At 64.3% G+C, this 16332-nt stretch carries 16 protein-coding genes; 3 read left to right on the top strand and 13 right to left on the bottom strand.

The genetic code is table 11. The annotated features are described in order from the left end of the window. Positions 1–246: 246 nt before the first annotated feature. From O6P39_RS15250 to O6P39_RS15235, 4 genes are all read right to left on the bottom strand, one after another. Complete coding sequence (locus tag O6P39_RS15250; protein ID WP_275607347.1) at positions 247–777, bottom strand: hypothetical protein; 531 nt, start codon at positions 775–777, stop codon at positions 247–249. A 59-nt stretch (positions 778–836) separates the two neighbouring features. Then, positions 837–1892: a c-type cytochrome gene (locus tag O6P39_RS15245; RefSeq protein WP_275607346.1), complete on the bottom strand. Its 1056-nt coding sequence runs from the start codon at positions 1890–1892 to the stop codon at positions 837–839. Positions 1893–1901: 9 nt separating this feature from the next. Further along, on the bottom strand, positions 1902–2495 hold the full coding sequence (locus tag O6P39_RS15240) for a c-type cytochrome (RefSeq protein WP_275607345.1): 594 nt from the start codon (positions 2493–2495) through the stop codon (positions 1902–1904). Between the two features lie 190 nt (positions 2496–2685). Continuing rightward, a complete protein-coding gene (locus O6P39_RS15235) occupies positions 2686–3075 on the bottom strand; it encodes a hypothetical protein (RefSeq protein ID WP_275607344.1) in 390 nt (129 codons plus the stop codon). Positions 3076–4166: 1091 nt separating this feature from the next. On the opposite strand from O6P39_RS15235, the gene O6P39_RS15230 reads away from it, so the two are divergent. Continuing rightward, positions 4167–4472 carry a hypothetical protein gene (locus O6P39_RS15230; RefSeq protein WP_275607343.1) on the top strand — a complete coding sequence of 102 codons (306 nt, stop codon included), beginning with the start codon at positions 4167–4169 and terminating at the stop codon, positions 4470–4472. Positions 4473–4637: 165 nt separating this feature from the next. Here O6P39_RS15230 and O6P39_RS15225 read toward each other — a convergent pair whose 3' ends face one another. From O6P39_RS15225 to psrA, 5 genes are all read right to left on the bottom strand, one after another. Continuing rightward, positions 4638–5018 carry a hypothetical protein gene (locus O6P39_RS15225; RefSeq protein ID WP_275607342.1) on the bottom strand — a complete coding sequence of 127 codons (381 nt, stop codon included), beginning with the start codon at positions 5016–5018 and terminating at the stop codon, positions 4638–4640. Positions 5019–5206: 188 nt separating this feature from the next. After that, positions 5207–6034: a phosphonoacetaldehyde hydrolase gene (gene phnX / locus O6P39_RS15220; RefSeq protein ID WP_275607341.1), complete on the bottom strand. Its 828-nt coding sequence runs from the start codon at positions 6032–6034 to the stop codon at positions 5207–5209. Between the two features lie 105 nt (positions 6035–6139). After that, complete coding sequence (locus O6P39_RS15215) at positions 6140–7000, bottom strand: LysR substrate-binding domain-containing protein (protein ID WP_275607340.1); 861 nt, start codon at positions 6998–7000, stop codon at positions 6140–6142. Between the two features lie 41 nt (positions 7001–7041). Further along, a complete protein-coding gene (locus O6P39_RS15210; protein WP_275607339.1) occupies positions 7042–8337 on the bottom strand; it encodes an MFS transporter in 1296 nt (431 codons plus the stop codon). 109 nt (positions 8338–8446) lie between these two features. Beyond that, on the bottom strand, positions 8447–9535 hold the full coding sequence (psrA, locus tag O6P39_RS15205; RefSeq protein ID WP_275607338.1) for an iron-containing alcohol dehydrogenase PsrA: 1089 nt from the start codon (positions 9533–9535) through the stop codon (positions 8447–8449). 182 nt (positions 9536–9717) lie between these two features. Here psrA and O6P39_RS15200 point away from each other — a divergent pair, with 182 nt between their 5' ends. Both O6P39_RS15200 and O6P39_RS15195 read left to right on the top strand, forming a co-directional pair. Next, complete coding sequence (locus O6P39_RS15200) at positions 9718–10848, top strand: MFS transporter (protein WP_275607337.1); 1131 nt, start codon at positions 9718–9720, stop codon at positions 10846–10848. Between the two features lie 83 nt (positions 10849–10931). Continuing rightward, a complete protein-coding gene (locus tag O6P39_RS15195) occupies positions 10932–11831 on the top strand; it encodes a sterol desaturase family protein (protein WP_275607336.1) in 900 nt (299 codons plus the stop codon). Here the strand turns inward: O6P39_RS15195 and O6P39_RS15190 are convergent. The 4 genes from O6P39_RS15190 to O6P39_RS15175 form a co-directional block, all read right to left on the bottom strand. Then, positions 11820–12503: an AraC family transcriptional regulator gene (locus tag O6P39_RS15190; RefSeq protein WP_275607335.1), complete on the bottom strand. Its 684-nt coding sequence runs from the start codon at positions 12501–12503 to the stop codon at positions 11820–11822. The two genes, O6P39_RS15195 and O6P39_RS15190, sit on opposite strands and share 12 nt — an antisense overlap. Continuing rightward, positions 12490–13050, bottom strand: a complete 561-nt coding sequence (locus tag O6P39_RS15185; protein ID WP_275607334.1) for a GNAT family N-acetyltransferase — start codon at positions 13048–13050, stop codon at positions 12490–12492. The genes O6P39_RS15190 and O6P39_RS15185 overlap by 14 nt, the downstream gene beginning before the upstream one ends. A 138-nt stretch (positions 13051–13188) precedes the next feature. Then, complete coding sequence (locus O6P39_RS15180) at positions 13189–14145, bottom strand: helix-turn-helix domain-containing protein (RefSeq protein ID WP_275607333.1); 957 nt, start codon at positions 14143–14145, stop codon at positions 13189–13191. Positions 14146–14243: 98 nt separating this feature from the next. Continuing rightward, complete coding sequence (locus O6P39_RS15175) at positions 14244–16328, bottom strand: hydantoinase/oxoprolinase family protein (RefSeq protein WP_275607332.1); 2085 nt, start codon at positions 16326–16328, stop codon at positions 14244–14246. Positions 16329–16332: the final 4 nt, after the last annotated feature.

Below are 16332 nucleotides of genomic sequence, written 5' to 3'. Positions count from 1 at the left end.
TACTGCTGAATCGACGCCCGTTTCCGACCTGAAGCGGACGTATCGCACGAAAACTCAGCGGTCGATTGGAGCTCTGGTTGTTTTGCAGTTGCACCTGCGAAGTCAGAGCCAACTCATCGCGCATCGAGGTTACGGCAGCCCCGCGTCAAGCATTGCGGGCCATTGATGCGCGCCGAGAGCATGGCCAGGCCTGGCCCGCTCTGGAGGCTTACTACTCAGTGTCGAGCTTGCCGCCGGACTCGGGTCTCACTGCGTCGGGGTGTCGTCTTTGAGTCGGGGTGGAAGTGGTCCGAGGAACATTTTCCTGAGTCGCTCATGACCGATCACGCGCGCCAGTTCCGAGATGACGCAGTACATGAAGATCAGGGTGACGAGCAGTATCTGGACGGCCCAGAAGCGCGGCCAGTTCATGGACGTCCATAGCATTGAGTTGGCGTCTATCAGGCTGGGGGCTTCTTTCCAATATTCGTAAAGCCGCTCCAGGTAATGCACGAACAGGGCGACCAGGGCGTACATCACGGTCTTCCAGGTGACGTTCCAGATCAGCGGCTTTTCGGGAAAGCGATTGATGAAAGGCAGCATGTCCGCCACCAGTACCGATTTGCCGAGCACCAGGGAGGCGATCAGAACCGAGGCAGTCACCGGCAGCGGAACACCGGAGCCCTTGAGCATGAGCGCGCGAATGGCGGCAACGATGTGCAGGATGACAAAGAAGAAGATCGTCGGCGGCAGCGCCTTGATGAACTCGTGCTTTACCTTGAGCAGTATTGATGTCATGGAGTCCCCCTCTGGTTGTCGGATTCTCGGGCCTGAGTGCGTTGGTAGAGCATTCCGGCTCAATGTCCGACGCCGGCCGGAAATGCCTTGCTGCCAAGCAGCACGCCATCGACGGATTGGCCGTAGTAACCCTGATCGGAGCCATGGAAGCGTTTGGCCGTGCTGGCGACATCGCCGTCGAAGCGCGGGTCCTGTGGCCGTTCCCGGCTGTTCAGGTAGGCTGCCACGTCCCAGGCTTGCTGGACGTTCAGTTGCACGGCCTTGCCCAGCGGCATGTTTTCGTAGATGAAGGTGGCCGCCGTGTTGACGCGGTGCATGCCCGCGCCCCAGTTATACGAGTCGGCTCCCCATAAGGCCGGGATCACCGGCACGTCAGCCATCTTGCGCCCTTCGCCCTGCTCGCCGTGACAGACGGCGCAGTGCTGTGCGTAAACCTGTTCGCCGCGCTGCGGCGAGTAGGTCTGCGGTGGCTCGGGCAGGGCGGCAAAGGCGCGTCCGGGCATCCGTTCGCGCCCTTCCATCTTCACCTTGCCGGTCAGGGGGCCAGGCAGCTTGAAGGATTCGTCGCGGCCACCGTGTTGCAACGCTTCATCGCTGAGCTCGGGTACCGGCTTGTCCTGCATGCCATACATGTCCAGCAGGCCGCCCATCAGCAGCCAGTAGGAGTAGGCGGAGATAGCCACCAGCTCGGGCGAGCCCAGCTCGGGAGCCTTGCCGTTCATGGAGTAGTTGAAGCAGCCCTGGACGCGCTCGGCGAAATTGTTCACCCGATTGTCTTTCTTGCGGAAGGCCGGATAGGCCAGGTAGGCCGCCCACAGAGGGGCGGCATAGGCCTTGGTGCCAGCATCGAGGTGGCAGTTGGTGCAATTCAGCTGGTTGCCGACATAGCGCCCCTTGAGCTGCTGGGTATTGACGATCAGCTGATAGCCGAGGCGAATCTTGTCACCAAAGGCACCGTCCGGGATTTTCGAAAGGTCCCGCGGAGTGAAGTAATGGGCGTCCCTGGCCTTGGGGTGCGCGGCGATTTCTTCCATGGCGGTGGTCACTGCGTCGGCCGCCTGGACGGGCAGCGCGATGCATCCCGCGAGCGACAGGTAGAGTATGGGCCTGTTCATGAGCGTTCCTCAGCGAATCGCCGCCAGATAGCTGGCCAGCGCAGTGATGTCCTTGTCGTTCAGGCGCTGGGCGATGGCTGCCATCATGCCGTCGGGATCGCCGCTGCGTTCACCCTTGCGCCAGGCGTGCAGCTGGGCTTCCAGATAGGCCGCCTGCTGTCCGGCGAGTCTGGGGAAGGGCCCGCCTCCGATGGCGGAGGGGCCGTGGCAACTGAAGCAGGCTGGAATGTCGCGCGCCATGTCGCCCTGGTAATAGAGCTTTTCCGCCGGAGTGGCAGCGAGGTTCTGGCCTCGCACCTGCAGTATGGGTGGCGGCTTGCCCTGAGCCGCAAAATAGATTGCGGCAGGCTGCAGTAGTTCGGCCGAGGCGTAGGCTTCAGCCATCGGCCCCATCAGCGAGTTGCTGCGCCGTCTTGAGTTGAAGTTCGCGACTTGTGCGGAGATGTAGCTGGCCGATAGCCCGGCCAGCACCGGACCTTGTGCGGTCCCCTCGCCATGCACTCCATGGCAGACCGCGCAAGCTTGAACGGCATCCGGTACGTCGTCGGCAATGGCCGCTGCGGCAATAGATGAAAGAAGTACGACAGAAGGCCATCTGAGCATCGAGTTTCCTGCCTCTACATGCTGTGACTGCGCTGAGTGTAGACGGCCTGATCCAGCTTGAAATGATTCTCTTTGGGACTGTGGTTCATCTATCTAGGACGAAACCTGATCACGGTCAGCTACCGACCCGAAGCGGCCACTTGTGAGGAGCAAAAATCGGCCTGAAGCAGACTCTCAGCCTCGTCGCTGGTTAGTGAACGCGATGACTGTAGCCATGCACATAGATAAACCCGTCTTTTTCTTCGAGCGGTAGGACACCAAGTAGCGATGCTTCCGCTAGGAATTGGTCGCTTACTCCAGTGCTCGGTAACCTCTCACCCGTTTTGGGATTCTGAATCAGCGATATTTTCGGAATACGTATGGAGTAAATATCCGAATATTCTGTCGGGCCACCAGCCAGGCCTGGATCAGCGATGTAGGTATTTTTCAGCAAGCTCTCGGGGGGAGCGTATGCGGTCTGGAAGCGCTCCTCGCCTACGTATGCCACCTCAAACTGAATGCCAATACGACGAATGAGGCTCAGTAGCTCGCGCCACTTTGTGTTGTTCATGAACGCGGCTGAGTAATTAGGACGGCGCATGGTGATCTCTCACAATTCAGTAGGTTGAATAGCAGATTTTCGCTTCGCTAAGCAAAGTCCGCTCCTGGCCGATTGTTGCCTCTGAGGAGAAGCAGCTACCGACCCATAGCTGACATCCGGATTTTCAGGACATTGAGTAGACTTGGCTCCCACGTCATCTATTTCGAATACAAATGAACAGCGAGTCTTCCCGAAGCAAGGCGTGCGTCCGTGCTCAGGCACATGGTTCCGGGCCACTGTCTGTTGAGGGCTATCAGCAGACTGTGGAGGTTTGCGGCCGTCTCCCCAGCGGCTGGCTGTTCCGCTACCGGACCGTTTGTAGCTTGAACATACCTGCACATGAGCAGGAGTTGTTTGCCGGCGCTGCAGGTTGCCTAGTCGCTGATGATGGGCAGGTACATGATTTGTCGTACCCGATGTTCATGGACATGCTTCGCTCGCTGGAATAGCTCACGCGTCTGCTTCCAGGCTATTAAAAATTGCCGCGTTGATTCATGCCTCCCTGAACGCAGGGTAGCAATTCAGATGATGGAGGAGCTCATGTATACGGTGGTGGTCGTTGCAGATCGTCCAGACTTCAGGTGCTTTCTGGATCTACTTTTTGGCCCTGGACGAAACGTGGACACAGAAGGTGATTCGTACCCTGTGAACAGTCGCTCTTGGACGTTACTGCATATGAAAGACAGAGAGAGCGATGCCCCTTCCGTAGAGATCCATGCCTGTGAGGTAGATGAATCGCGGTTCAAGGTGCAATCCGAGTCGTCAAGACTCGAGGAGTTAGCTGCGTTGTACCTGTACCTGACTTGTGGTGAGACGATCTCAAATTCGGATCAGGCGCTTGATAAAGCAGTTATCGAGTCGCTTTGCAAAAGATACGATGCAGAGCTTGGTCGAGCTCGTGATTCTATTTGGCACCGGTCGACAGATGACTTGCCTTATCCACATGAGTGAGCGAAAGGTTGTTTCTGTCCGGCGAGCGTCCGCTTCTGGCTGTGGATTCAACCAATTGCAGCCCTTTGCAGAATCATCGCTTTGGCATTTCAGGTTCTTGCGATACAAACTGAACCGCTGACCGCAGGGAATAAGGCGAAATGAGTCAGCTGAGCCCTAAGCTACATGCAGACCTCTGCGAAGTGTTGAATGAGGTCTCTGCATTGATGTCCGCTGCCTATGCGCAACTCGGCCCCATACCTGATGACCATCCACTGGCTCAGGCGGGTCTTGAGAATGGGGCAGAAATCGTTCTGGACTACCTTGCACACGGCGAGGCGGGCATCGCCATTGATCATCTGTTCTACATGATCAAAGAGCCGCCTCTCGCTATTTCTGCCAAGTCCGCTGAGAAGCTGGCTCGTGTTGCAGAAGCGTTTGGAATGCCTTTGAGCTGGTGTCCTTGAAGCTGGTTGTACAACGAAATACGTACTCGCTGCGAGAGGCCGCTTCTGGCCGATTGCAGCCTCTGGAGAGCGCCAGCTACCGACCCCAAGCGGTCGTTCGCAAAATGCCGCTATCGGACAAAGCAGCCGCTCCAAGGCGGAAGCTCCACCCTGTGAGGCGTTTCTTCAAACCAACCGAGATACCCAAGCACGGCCGAACTCCTGGAGTTTGGATTGCTCAATCCAGGCGAAGGTTTTTCGAATACTCAGTGGAGTTAGGCCAGTGGGTGAAAGCCTCACACGGCCCTCTTTGTCGGGTTTGTTGCACGACAGGCAGGCCCAAGAAAACCTGCCGGGTTTCCACCAAACGACGCTTCCGGCGCGTGCTTCGCATAAAAAGCTGGCCACCTGTAATGCATATTGGTGCGGGACGTTCAATTGCCAATTGCCTGCCGTGCCGATCTCGATAGAAAACAGATAACCACCTGGGGTGCTTTGCACGTACATGTAGGTCGGGAACCATTTTCCTGCACTGCACGCAGTGACCAAAGCGGGTGACGTTTCCATTTTTACCTCCATCCCTTGTGGTCACTGCAGCGTAGCGAGTCGGCGCGAGCGGAAAACCCTTCAATTCTGGCTAATGAGAACGTGGCACCCTGCCTCGTGTGTGAGTTTCTGATGGACAACTACCGACCCGAAGCAGACGTCATTTTCAGATTCAGGCCCGTCGCTGACGGGCCTTTTCATTCCATGGATCAGCTGCTCTGCGGCATCTCGCCCCGCGCCAGGCGGGCGTTGATGTCGATGATCACCGCCGGCAGATCGGCGATGGTGTCGATCAGGTAGTGCGGGCGCGAGCCCTCGAACATCTGCCCGATGCGCTTACGTTCCTGTTCCAGCTGGTGCGCCGGCAGCGCCTTGTACTGCTCATAGGTCAGACCCAGGGCGTTGCCCGAGCAGGTCAGCGCCACGGTCCACATCCCGGCGCTGCGGCCTTCGAGGATGCCTGGCCAGGTGTCGTCGACCTTCACGCAAGCCGCGACATCGTTGACGCCCAGGGCGATCACGTTGGCCAGCGCCTGTGCCGGGTGCGGACGACCATTGGGCACTTCATCGGTGGCGACGACATGGTCGGCGATGTAGCCGTTGGTCTTCGCTAGGGCGACGACCTTTTCCATGACCACCGCCGGGTAGCCGGAGCAGGAACCGATCTTGAGTCCCTGTTTGCGCAGCGTGGCAATCGCGTCCAGCGCGCCTGGGATTAGCGCCGAGTGCTCGGCGATCTTCTCGATCTGCAGCGGCATGAAGCGTTCGTAGATGGCGGTGACGTCGTCGTCGGTAGGCAGATGACCGAATGCCGCGCGGTAGCGTTCGCCGATGGCGGGGATGTCGCACAGGGTGCGGATGTGGTCCCACTTGCCCATGCCCATCGGGCCGCGCGCTTCTTCCAGGCTGACCTGGACGCCGAATTCGGCGAAGGCTTCGACGAAGATCTGGGTCGGGGCGAAGGAGCCGAAGTCGACCACGGTGCCGGCCCAGTCGAGGATGGCGGCTTGCAGTTGCTTGGGTTGCTGGTAGTGCATGGCAATACTCCAGTGAGGGGTTTATTCGTTAAGAGGCAGCAGGATGAGCGAGGCCCGGCCGGCGAGGCGCGGGCTCGCCGGTTCATGGGGTCTTGAAAGTGAGCGTCAGGCCGTGGAGTCGAACAGCTCGGCGATGATCGGCCGGTTGCGGCGAATGCCCAGGCAGCACAGGTAGTAGCTGATGTGGAACGGGTCCTCGGCGAAGGCGATGGAGCGTGTGCCGGGCCGGTCGGCGTATTCCACCGCCGACACGAAGCCCACGCCGATGCCGTGCACCACTGCATGGACGATGGCTTCGCGGCTGTTCAGCTGCATCGCGCAGTCCAGTTCCACGCCGTGCCGCCGGCAGCCTTCCTCCACCAGTTGTCGGGTGCGCGAGGCCGGTTCGCGCAGGACCACGCGCTCCTTCGCGATCTCCTGCACGCTGACCGAGTCCTGCTGCGCCCACGGATGGTCGTCGCGCACCACCGCGAGGATCGGGCAGGTGCGGTAGAGCTGCGTGCTCAGACGCTGGTCGAATTCCGAGAGGGCGAGGATCGCCACGTCGATGTCGAAGTTGTACAGCCGCTCCAGGGTGCCGGCCTCGCTGGTGAAGGAAGTTTCCAGCTCGATGTCCGGGTAACGCTGCATCAGCGAGTAGGTCAGGCTCATGGCGATCGGCGGCGACACCGCCCCCAGGCGCAGCATGCCCTGCTTGCGCTGCTGGAAGCTCTGCAGCAGTTGCAAGGCTTCGTCCTCCTGGCCGAACAGGCCCTGGGTGATCGCGTAGAGCTGCTCCCCAGCCGGGCTCAGCTCGATGAAGCGTCCCCGCCGGTGAAACAGCTCCACCGAAAAGCGCTTCTCCAGGCCGCTGACCTGCTCGCTGATGGTCGGCTGGCCGACGCTCAGCAACGCCGCCGCCTGGGTGAAGCTGCCGGTGCGGGCCACGGCATGAAAGGAGCGCAACCACTTGTGGTACTGGTACATGAAGGTTCTCTTTCAGGAAGGCTTGCCGCATGGCCGTGCCCTCAGCGCCGGACGAACAGGGCAACCACCGCGCTGCATACACAGGCCGTGGTGACCACGATGAAGATCAGTGAAGTATTGCCCGTTGTATCCAGCATGCGACCGATCAGGGGTTCGGCCAGACCCGCAAAGAGGTACGAGGAGAAGTTCATGATCCCGGTGGCGGTGCCGGCGCGGCGTGCACCGACCAGGTCCGGGCAGAGCGCCCAGAAGCTCGAGGCCGGGCCGTAGACGAAGAAGCCGCAGAGGAACAGCGCGAGCAGGCCGACGCCGCTGTGCGCCGGCAGGCTCCACATCCACAGGCTGGTGAGGGCGCCCAGCACCATGTAGAGCATGATCGCGCGGTAGCGCTTGCTGCCGAACAGGCGGTCGGACACCCAGCCGTTGCTCAGCGCGCCGACGGCCATGCCGACGGGCAGGGCGATGGTGATCCACTTCGGGTCGATGAAGCTCTGGCCTTTCTGCCAGTTGGCGCCGAGGAAGTGCACCGGCACCCAGACGATAAGCCCGTAGCGCGCGGCGTTCTGGAAGCCCAGGGACAGCGCCGCCACCAGCAGGCGCGGGTTCTTCAGCACGGCGAGGTAGCGCTGCGTCGAGGATTCTTCTTCACCGTGAGCAGCTTCGCTGGCGCGGTCTTCGGCGTTTGCCACGCCGGTGTCTGTCAGCGGTTCGAAGCCCATGTCCTGCGGGCGCTCGCGGGCTACCAGGTAGAACACGATGCCGCCAGCGAGCATCAGCAGCACCGGCAGGCGGAAGATCCAACGCCATTCCAGGTGCAGCACGTCGATCACCACTACGGAGGTGACGTAGGACAGCACCGAGGCGCAGCCGGCGGCGAACACATAGAAGCCATAGACCTTGCCGCGCTCGGCGGCGCTCCACCAGTTCGACAGCAGGCGACTGCCCGGCGCCCAGCCCAGGGCCTGGAAGTAGCCATTGATGCCCCACGGCAGAACCAGACTGACGAAGCCGCCGGCGAAGCTGGTGACCCAGTTCGCTGCACAGGACAGCGCCGCGCCCAGGCTCATGATGCGCCGTCCGCCGAACTTGTCGGCGAGGTTGCCGTTGATGGCCTGGCCGATGGCGTACATCCAGAGCATGGCGCTGGAGGCCCAGCCGAGGGTTTCCTTGCTCAGGCCGAATTCGGCCTGGATACCGGGAATGGCGAAGCCGAAGGTCTGGCGGCCGGTGTAGAAGAACAGGTAGCAGAACATCGCGGCCAGCAGCATGCGCCACTGGGCGACGCGGAACGGTGTTACGGCGGAGACGGGACCAGACAGGGTTTGTGCACGGTTCATGGCGGTTTCCTTCTTGTTCGCTCGCGCCGGCGCAAGGCTCGGCGTGTCGGCACTCTTGTTCGGTGCAACAGGAAATGGCGGCGCTGGGGCCGCCCATTGAGGGACGGCGTCAGGCGGCTTGCGAGCCGATGAAGTTGCGTCCGCGCGCGCCCTGCATGGCGAAGTCGATCATCGCTTCGGCTTCGGCGGCAGTCACGCCGTAATCGCCGAATTCGGTCTTGACCCCGAGGCGATGAAGGAATTCACGCAGGCGCTGCTGCGCGCCGGCGCGGTCGCTGCCGAACACCCGCTGCAGGGTGTGGTCGCGGTCGGCGTCGCGGCCCCAGGCCAGGCCGAGCACCAGCGGCAGGGTGAAGGAGCAGGCGATGCCATGGGGCAGGCCGTGGCGCAGGGTCATTTCGTAGGAGATGGAGTGGGCCAGCGCCGTCTTGGTGTTGGAGAAGGCCATGCCGGCCTTCAGTGCGGCCAGCGCCATGCGCGAGCGCAGTTCGCGGCTGCCCAGGTCCTGCTGCAGGCGCGGCAGGCAGTCGAGGATGTCCTCGATGGCGGAGACGGCGAAGGTGTCGGAGATCGGGTTGGCGTTGTTGTTCCAGATCGACTCCAGCGCATGGGACAGCGCGTCCAGCCCGGTGGATACGGTCACCCCGGCGGGCACGCTGAGCATCAGGTCCGGATCGATCAGCGCCACCTTCGGCCAGGTGCAGTCCAGGTGCAGGGAGTATTTCTTCTGCTGCTGCGCGTCCCAGATGGTCGCCCAGGGTGTCACTTCGCTGCCGGTGCCGGCGGTGGTCGGGGCGGCGATCAGCGTCTTGTGCCGCGCCGGTACGAAGGGCTTGCCGGCGGCCAGCAGGTCGAGCAGTTCGTCAAAGCGGCCGGAAGCGGTGCCGACGATCAGCGCCTTGGCGGTGTCGATGGCGCTGCCGCCGCCGAGGGCGAAGACGGTGGTGCAGTTCGCCGCTTCGCGCCAGAAACGTTCGTGTACGTCGCGCAGCCAGGCCACGTCGGGGTTGGGCTGCACGTCGTCGATGACGTAGGCGAGGCGCTCGCCGAGCAGGCCACGGACGCGTTCGATCAGCCCCAGCTGCGCGGCTTCGGGGAAGGTCACCAGGGCGACCTTGCCTTCGCAGAGGTCGGCGATGCGGTCCAGGCTGCCGCCGCCGAAAACGGTGGCGACCGGATTGTGGAATCGGGCAGGCATGGGCAGTTCCTTGTTGTTGTTTGAACGTGCGGCCATGCTCGGGGGCTTGTCGTTTTCGTTCCAATCGATTGATCGCAGGTGGGCATCGGCCAGACCGATAACGGCGGGTGCGAGCGCAAGGCTTGTCTTGCGGGCCGGGGACCGGGTTATCCTGCGAGCCCCGTCGCCGTCACGAGACTGTCATGTCGTCCGCTGCCGAGCTGGCGCCGCTGCGCCGCGCCGACCGAGATTCGCGCAACTCCGCCCAGGTGCTCGGCCTGTGCCTGCCCGCCGACGTGCTGCTCTACCTGCTGCTGCCGATGTACGCCGCGGACTTCGGCGTGACCCTGGTGGAAGCGGGCATCCTGCTGGCGGCGAATCGACTGGTGCGCATCGTCGGTTATGGCTGGGTGGTGCGCTTCTACGGTCGCCATGGTGACCGCACCGCCTGCAGCCTTGCCGCGTTCGCCACGGCCCTTTGCGCGCTGGCCTCGGCGACGCTCTCCGGTTTTGCCGTGCTGCTGGTGTTCCGCCTGGTCTGGGGCCTGTGTTTCGCCACCTTCAACCTGAGCACCCAGACCCTCGCCACCGCCGAGGCGCAGGGCGCCGCGCGCCGCGCCGGGCGTTCGCGGGCGACCCTGTCCATCGGACCGATGCTGGCCCTGCCGCTGGGCGCGGTGATGGCCCAGGCCTTCGGGCCGCGCAGCGTGTTCTTCGTGTTGTGCGTGGCAGCCCTGTGCGGGCTCTGGCGTGCTCGCGCGCTGCCTGCCACGGGCCACCAGATTCCGGTCAGCAGCGGGCGTCGCCTGCGCCTGCCGGACAGCATCGCCACCTGGTCCTTCATCGAGGGCGTGACGCTGGACGGCCTGTTCGTCTTCGGCCTGTCGCTGTACGCGCAGACGCACCTGGGCGGCACCGGCGTGCTGGTAGCCGGCATCCTGATGGCGGTGCGTTACCTCAGCGAGATGCTCTTCAGCCCCTTCGGCGGGCGCCTGGCCGATCGTTTCGGCGCGCTGCGCATGCTGGTCGTGCTGTCGCTGGCCACCTCGCTGGCACTGTTACTGTTCGGCAGCTACTGGCTGTTCGTCGGCGCCTTCTTCGTGCTGGTGCTGCGCGCGCTGCAATTGCCGCTGGTGGTGACGCTGGTGGCGCAGCGCAACCCTCAGGCGCGCATCCAGGCATTGGCTGGCAACGCCGTGTGGCGCGACATCGGCGCGGGACTCGGGCCAATCCTCGCCGGCGTACTGTTGCCGCAGGTGCCGGCGTTCTGGGCCTACGCGGGCGCGGCGCTGATCCTGGCGCTCAGCGCACTGGGGTGTGCCTGGCGGCGCTGAGCAGGGAACATGCGCAGATTGTTCAAGCGCGGCTGACGGCGCGGCGGCAACACTGGCGACTCCCACTGCACTGGAGTTGCCCCATGCGATACCTCTACGCCCCTGCGTTCTTCTTCGGTTTCATCGGCTTTGCCCTGTACCTGGTTGGCGAAGGCGTGTCACTGATCTGCCTGCCGGCGCTGTTGCCGCTGGCGATCCTGCTGGCGTTCCTGGCGGAGCGGCTCCGGCCCTATCGAGCCGCCTGGAACGAGAGCCACGGGGATGGTGGCCGCGACCTGTTGCATGCGCTGGTCAATGAGACGCTGAACGCCCTGGGGATTGCCGCGATCCCGCTTGTCGCCCTGTGGCTGCCGCACTTCGGGTGGTGGCCCAGCGGCTGGCCGTTGGCGTTGCAGTTGCTGGCGGCGCTGTTGATCGCTGATCTCGGCATCACTCTGGTTCACTACGCCAGCCACCGTTCGCCGCTGCTGTGGCGCCTGCATGCAGTGCACCACAGCGTCGCGCGGATGTACGGCTTCAACGGGCTGATGAAGCACCCTCTGCACCAGGCGCTCGAAGCCTTGGGCGGCACGCTGCCATTGCTGTTGCTGGGGATTCCCGTGGAGGTTGCGGCGCTGCTGGCGTTCGCCATCGCCATCCAGTTGCTGCTGCAGCACAGCAACGTCGACATGCGTATCGGCGCATTGCGACACCTGTTCGCCTGGGCGCCGCTGCATCGTCTGCACCACCTGAAATACGGCACGGCGGGGGATGTGAATTTCGCGCTGTTCTTCAGTTTCTGGGATCGCCTGCTGGGTACCGCGCTGTACCTGCCGGACTACCGGCTGGCGGAGGACGACCTGGGGATCGGTGACCGCCCCGACTATCCGGTGGGGTACCTCGCGCAACTCGCCGAGCCGTTTCGCCGTGTCGATGCAGCACATCAGGCGGCAGCGTTGCCCCCGCAATTGTCGGCAGAGCTGCGTCGCGCGCTAATCGAGTAGGCGCAGCTTCAACTGGCGCAGCGTCAGGTCGGCGCGAATGCCAAACTGGCTGCGCACGCTGCGGGAGAAGTGCGCGGAGTCGGCGAAGCCCGCCGCGATGGCTGCGCTGGTCAGGCTGTCGCCGGCCATGGCCAGCCGCAGCGCCTGGCGTAGCCGCTGCCAGAGCACCAGGCGACGCACCGACAGACCCAGCGTGCCGCTGAACAGCCGCTCCAGCTGGCTCAGCGAGAGTGAGGCTTCCTCGGCCAGGGACTGGGCGGGCAGGGCGCCGTCATCCAGCGCGCGGAGCCGTTGCAGCGCCTTTTCCAGGCGTGGATCGAGCTCGCGCCGGGGCAGTGCCCGCAATTGCGCGGCGAGGGCTTCCAGGTTCGGTCCGGTTTGCCGGCAGACGCTTTCAAGGTCGTCCAGCGTGAAGGCCAGCGGCTCGGCGAACAGCGTGACGGCGTGCTGGTGGCTGTCGAGAATCGCATGGCGCTGGTTCGAGGCGATGATCAGTAAAGGCCCCTGCCAGGGTTGCTCATCGATCAGCACCTTCACATCGCCCGCGCGGGCCATCAGCACCTGGTGCGCATAGTGGGCGTGGGGCCGCGCGTGGCCGGTGGTGCCGGCGACGAGGCAGAAGTCCGCACCGAGCCAGAGTTCGCCCTGCCAGGCCTGTTCAGTCGGCTGCATGGCGCGCCAGCCACTCTTCGCGGGTCAGCTCCCAGGTTTCCCGTGGCAGCACGCCACTGACGAAGTGACCTTCGTCGCGGCCCACCCGGCGCATGCCTTCGCGCTCGGAGATACGCCTCGACCCTTCGTTGACGATGGCCTTCGGCACTTGCATCAGCGGGCGCCCCAGCGTCACGAACCAGAAGCGATTGACCGCTTCGCAGGCCTCGCTCATGTAGCCCTGGCCCTGCCACGCTGGCGCCAGCCAGAAGCCGCGATGGTTGCCGGGCTGATCGAAGAGCGAAATGCTGCCAATGGCGCCTTCCGGCTCGCTGTTCAAACGAATCATCCAGTGCCACTCCTCGCCACGGGCCATGGCTGGCAGCACCACGTCGCGCACATAGACCCGCGCGCCGTCGGCCGGATAAGGCCAGGGCACGCGGCGGTCCAGGTAGCGCACTACTTCCCAGTGCGGGAACAGGCGTTGGATGGCTGGCGCATCGGTGAGTTGAATGGGCGTGAGCAGCAAACGCGCGGTGCGCAGGGTGGGCGGGCTGTGGCTGTCCATAGCGGGCTCCTGGAACTTCATGGACAGTCTGCCGTTTCCTGGCGGCCGCTGGCCAGCCCTCGTCACCCGCGGTCATCGACCCGAAGGGGCACTTGCTTGTCCTGGCGAATGCCCCGTGGTGGTTCGCAGCATTCGGGATCAGTGGGCGTGTGCGCCGCGCACTTCGCGGGCGGTGCAGCCGAACCGCTGGCGGAAGGCCCGAGTGAACTGGGCCTGATCGTTGAAACCCCAGTGATACGCCAGTTCGCCGATGGAGAGGTGGCAGTGCGGGTCGCGCAATTGGCGATGCACGGCTTCCAGGCGTTGCTGGCGCACCCATTCGCCCAAGGTGTAGGGCGTGGCGGCGAAGAGCTTGTGCAGGTAGCGCAGCGACAGGCCGCAGGCGTTGGCGATGGATTGCGGGGAGAGGTTCGGGTCGCCCAGGTTCTGCGCTACGAACTGTTCGACCCGTTGCAGGTGCAGGGCGCTGAGGCTGGAGCTTTCGCTGTTGAGCACGCGCTCGTCCTGTTGCAGCGCCAGCAGCAGGATGGACAGGGTCTGTTCCAGCAACAGGTGGTGGGCGGTGGGCGGGCAGGCGTCGAAGTGGGTGGCGCACAACGCCAGCTGCTCGACGAACAGCCGGCCCAGGCCTCGCTCGGCATCGAAGCAGTAGCGGGTGTAACGCTCGGGCCCGCGCAGTTGGCCCTTGAGCGCACGTTCGGGGAGCTTGAGCACCCAGAGATCGTTCTGGGCAGCGTAATGGAAGCGGTAGGGCGCGTCGCCGCGTTCGACGATGAAGCCGCCAGGGGAGCAGCTCAGCTGTCGGCCGTCCTGTTCGAAATGCACGTCGGTACAGCGGGGCACGGTGACCAGGTAGAAGGCTTCGCGGTCTTCGCCGGCTTGCACCTTGCTGCGCGAATAGCCCAGCGTGCTGGAGCGCAGGCGGGACAGGCTGACGGGGCTGCTGGGGGTGTCCCACACCTGCAGGTGGCCGTCGAAGGGCTGCTCGCCGTCGAATTGCAGCGACAGCGGGAAGTAGGTACTGCTGATTGCCTCGGCCCAGCGCGCCTGGCGTTCATGCTGCGACCAGCGGGCGGTCGACAACTCATGGGGCATGGCGTGTCCTCGTGCTTATTGCTCTTGTGAGGACAGCGCGGCAGGTCGAGCCTGCCGCGCTGTGTGTCGGCCAATGATCCGCGTGATTCAGGACTGCATCAAGCGCAGCGCGTCACCCGGTAAGTGGCGGAAGGTTCGAGCGTCGCCTGCCAGAGCGGTGGAACCACGATGTTGGTGGTGTCCTCCTCGATCACGCAGGGGCCCTGGACCGTCTGGCCCGACTGCAGGCGGTTGCCGTTGAACACGGCGGTTGACTGGAACTCGCCGTCGGCGCTGAACAGCATCGGACGCAGGCTGTCCGGAACCGCCGGCGGCGGGTTGGCCGGGCCTTGCAGTTCGAGTTGCGGCGGACGCGGCAGGTGGCCGATCACCGAGCACTCCAGGTTGACCAGTTCCACCGGGCTTTCGCGTTCGCTGTAGGAGAACAGCTTCTGGTGGCGGTCGTGGAAGGACTCGCAGAGGGCGGCCAGGCCAGCCTCGTCGAGCTGGTGCGCCTCCAGTTCCACGCTGCACTCGTGGATCTGCCCGAGGTAGCGCATTTCCAGGGTGTAGTGGCAGCTGCTGCTTTCGTCGCCGAAGCCGTCGTCGCGCAGGTTGACCAGGCCTTGCTGGCGCAGGTCGGCCAGGGCGCGGTTGAGCTGCTCCAGATCGACGTGCCCGGCGTCCAGGCGCATCGGCAGGGTGGTCAGCTGGTCATAGCGCACGTCGGAGAGGATCTGGCCGAAGGCGCACAGACCGGAGGCGACCTTGGGGATCAGCACGGTCTGGATGCCGATTTCCTCGGCCAGGCGCACCACGTGCATGCCCGCCGCGCCGCCGGCGCCGATCAGGGCGAAGTCGCGCGGGTCGTGGCCACGTTCGATGGACACCCGGCGGATGCCGTTGACCATGTTCAGGTTGACCAGGGTGGTGATGCCGAAGGCTGCGCGTTCGATGCTGATGCCCAGTGGATCGGCGATCTTCTGCCGGATGGCGTCCAGCGCGGCCTGGCGGTTCAGGCGGATGGTGCCGCCGAGCAGGGCGCCGTCCGGCAGGTAGCCCAGGGCCAGGTTGGCATCGGTCACGGTCGGTTCGCTGCCGCCCTTGCCATAGCACACCGGGCCCGGCTTGGCGCCGGCGCTGCGCGGGCCGACCTGGAGCATGCCGAACTCGTCGAGGTGGGCGATGGAGCCGCCGCCGGCGCCGAGGGTTTCCACCTGGATCATCGGCACGCCGATGCGCTGGCGGAGGAAGTCCACGTCCTTGCTGAAGTTGGTGCGCCCGGCGTTGGTCAGGGTGATGTCGAAGGAGGTGCCGCCCATGTCCACGGTGATGATGTTGTCGATGCCGAAGGGGCGCGCCACCGAGAGGCCGGCCTGGGGCGCGGAGGCCGGGCCGGAGTTGATGGCGTTCACCGCCCGCTCGCGCATCACGTTGCCCGGCGCCAGGCCGCCGTTGGACTGGAAGTAGCGCACCGGCTGCTGGGTGCCGAGCTCCTCGAACAGTGCGTCGATGCGCTCGACGTAGCGCGCCATCACCGGGCTCAGGTAGGCGTTGACCACGGTGGTGGAGGTGCGGGTGTACTCGCGGATCTGCGGGAAGACTTCGTAGCCGGTGCAGACGAACACGCCCGGCAGCGCGGCGCGCACCAGTTCGGCGGCGCGCTTCTCATGGCTGGGGTTGCGCACCGACCAGACGAAGGAGATGGCCACGGCCTCCACGCCCTCGGCGCGGAAGTAGTCGATGGCATCGTGTATCGCGCGTTCGTCCAGGGGGCTGTGCTCGCGGCCGTCGCCGAGGATGCGGCCGCCGACGGGGCGGCGCAGGTGGCGTGGCACCAGCATGTCCGCCGGCGGGTAGTGGGCGTCGTAGCGGTGGCCTTCTTCCTTGTGGCCGAGGCGGATTTCCAGGCTGTCTTCGTGGCCGGCGGTGCAGAGCAGGCCGACCTTCACGCCGGTGCGTTCGATCAGCGCGTTGAGGGCGACGGTGGTGCCGTTGATGCACAGGTCGCAGTTGGCAATGATCTCCGCCGGGGTGCGGCCGGTGGCGTCGGCGATCTGCGCCAGGCCGGCGCGGATGGCCAGGGTGCCGTCCTGCGGGGTGGAAGGTGCCTTGAACAGCTGCACGCCGCCGTCGCGGTCGGCCAGGATGAAGTCGGTGAAGGTGCCGCCGGCGTCGATGCCCAGGCGATATTGGTTGCGCATGTCG

Source organism: Pseudomonas sp. PSE14 (assembly GCF_029203285.1).
GTDB lineage: Bacteria > Pseudomonadota > Gammaproteobacteria > Pseudomonadales > Pseudomonadaceae > Pseudomonas.
This window is presented reverse-complemented; position numbering and strand designations above follow the sequence as displayed.

Excerpts from the sequence above, each read along its gene's own strand:
- O6P39_RS15195 (WP_275607336.1), top strand. The coding sequence starts at position 10,932 with ATGCGATACCTCTACGCCCCTGCGTTCTTCTTCGGTTTCATCGGCTTT.
- O6P39_RS15215 (WP_275607340.1), bottom strand. The coding sequence starts at position 7,000 with ATGTACCAGTACCACAAGTGGTTGCGCTCCTTTCATGCCGTGGCCCGC.
- O6P39_RS15250 (WP_275607347.1), bottom strand. The coding sequence starts at position 777 with ATGACATCAATACTGCTCAAGGTAAAGCACGAGTTCATCAAGGCGCTG.
- O6P39_RS15225 (WP_275607342.1), bottom strand. The coding sequence starts at position 5,018 with ATGGAAACGTCACCCGCTTTGGTCACTGCGTGCAGTGCAGGAAAATGG.
- O6P39_RS15245 (WP_275607346.1), bottom strand. The coding sequence starts at position 1,892 with ATGAACAGGCCCATACTCTACCTGTCGCTCGCGGGATGCATCGCGCTG.
- psrA (WP_275607338.1), bottom strand. The coding sequence starts at position 9,535 with ATGCCTGCCCGATTCCACAATCCGGTCGCCACCGTTTTCGGCGGCGGC.
- phnX (WP_275607341.1), bottom strand. The coding sequence starts at position 6,034 with ATGCACTACCAGCAACCCAAGCAACTGCAAGCCGCCATCCTCGACTGG.
- O6P39_RS15235 (WP_275607344.1), bottom strand. The coding sequence starts at position 3,075 with ATGCGCCGTCCTAATTACTCAGCCGCGTTCATGAACAACACAAAGTGG.
- O6P39_RS15185 (WP_275607334.1), bottom strand. The coding sequence starts at position 13,050 with ATGGACAGCCACAGCCCGCCCACCCTGCGCACCGCGCGTTTGCTGCTC.
- O6P39_RS15180 (WP_275607333.1), bottom strand. The coding sequence starts at position 14,145 with ATGCCCCATGAGTTGTCGACCGCCCGCTGGTCGCAGCATGAACGCCAG.
- O6P39_RS15230 (WP_275607343.1), top strand. The coding sequence starts at position 4,167 with ATGAGTCAGCTGAGCCCTAAGCTACATGCAGACCTCTGCGAAGTGTTG.
- O6P39_RS15190 (WP_275607335.1), bottom strand. The coding sequence starts at position 12,503 with ATGCAGCCGACTGAACAGGCCTGGCAGGGCGAACTCTGGCTCGGTGCG.
- O6P39_RS15240 (WP_275607345.1), bottom strand. The coding sequence starts at position 2,495 with ATGCTCAGATGGCCTTCTGTCGTACTTCTTTCATCTATTGCCGCAGCG.
- O6P39_RS15175 (WP_275607332.1), bottom strand. The coding sequence starts at position 16,328 with ATGCGCAACCAATATCGCCTGGGCATCGACGCCGGCGGCACCTTCACC.
- O6P39_RS15200 (WP_275607337.1), top strand. The coding sequence starts at position 9,718 with ATGTCGTCCGCTGCCGAGCTGGCGCCGCTGCGCCGCGCCGACCGAGAT.
- O6P39_RS15210 (WP_275607339.1), bottom strand. The coding sequence starts at position 8,337 with ATGAACCGTGCACAAACCCTGTCTGGTCCCGTCTCCGCCGTAACACCG.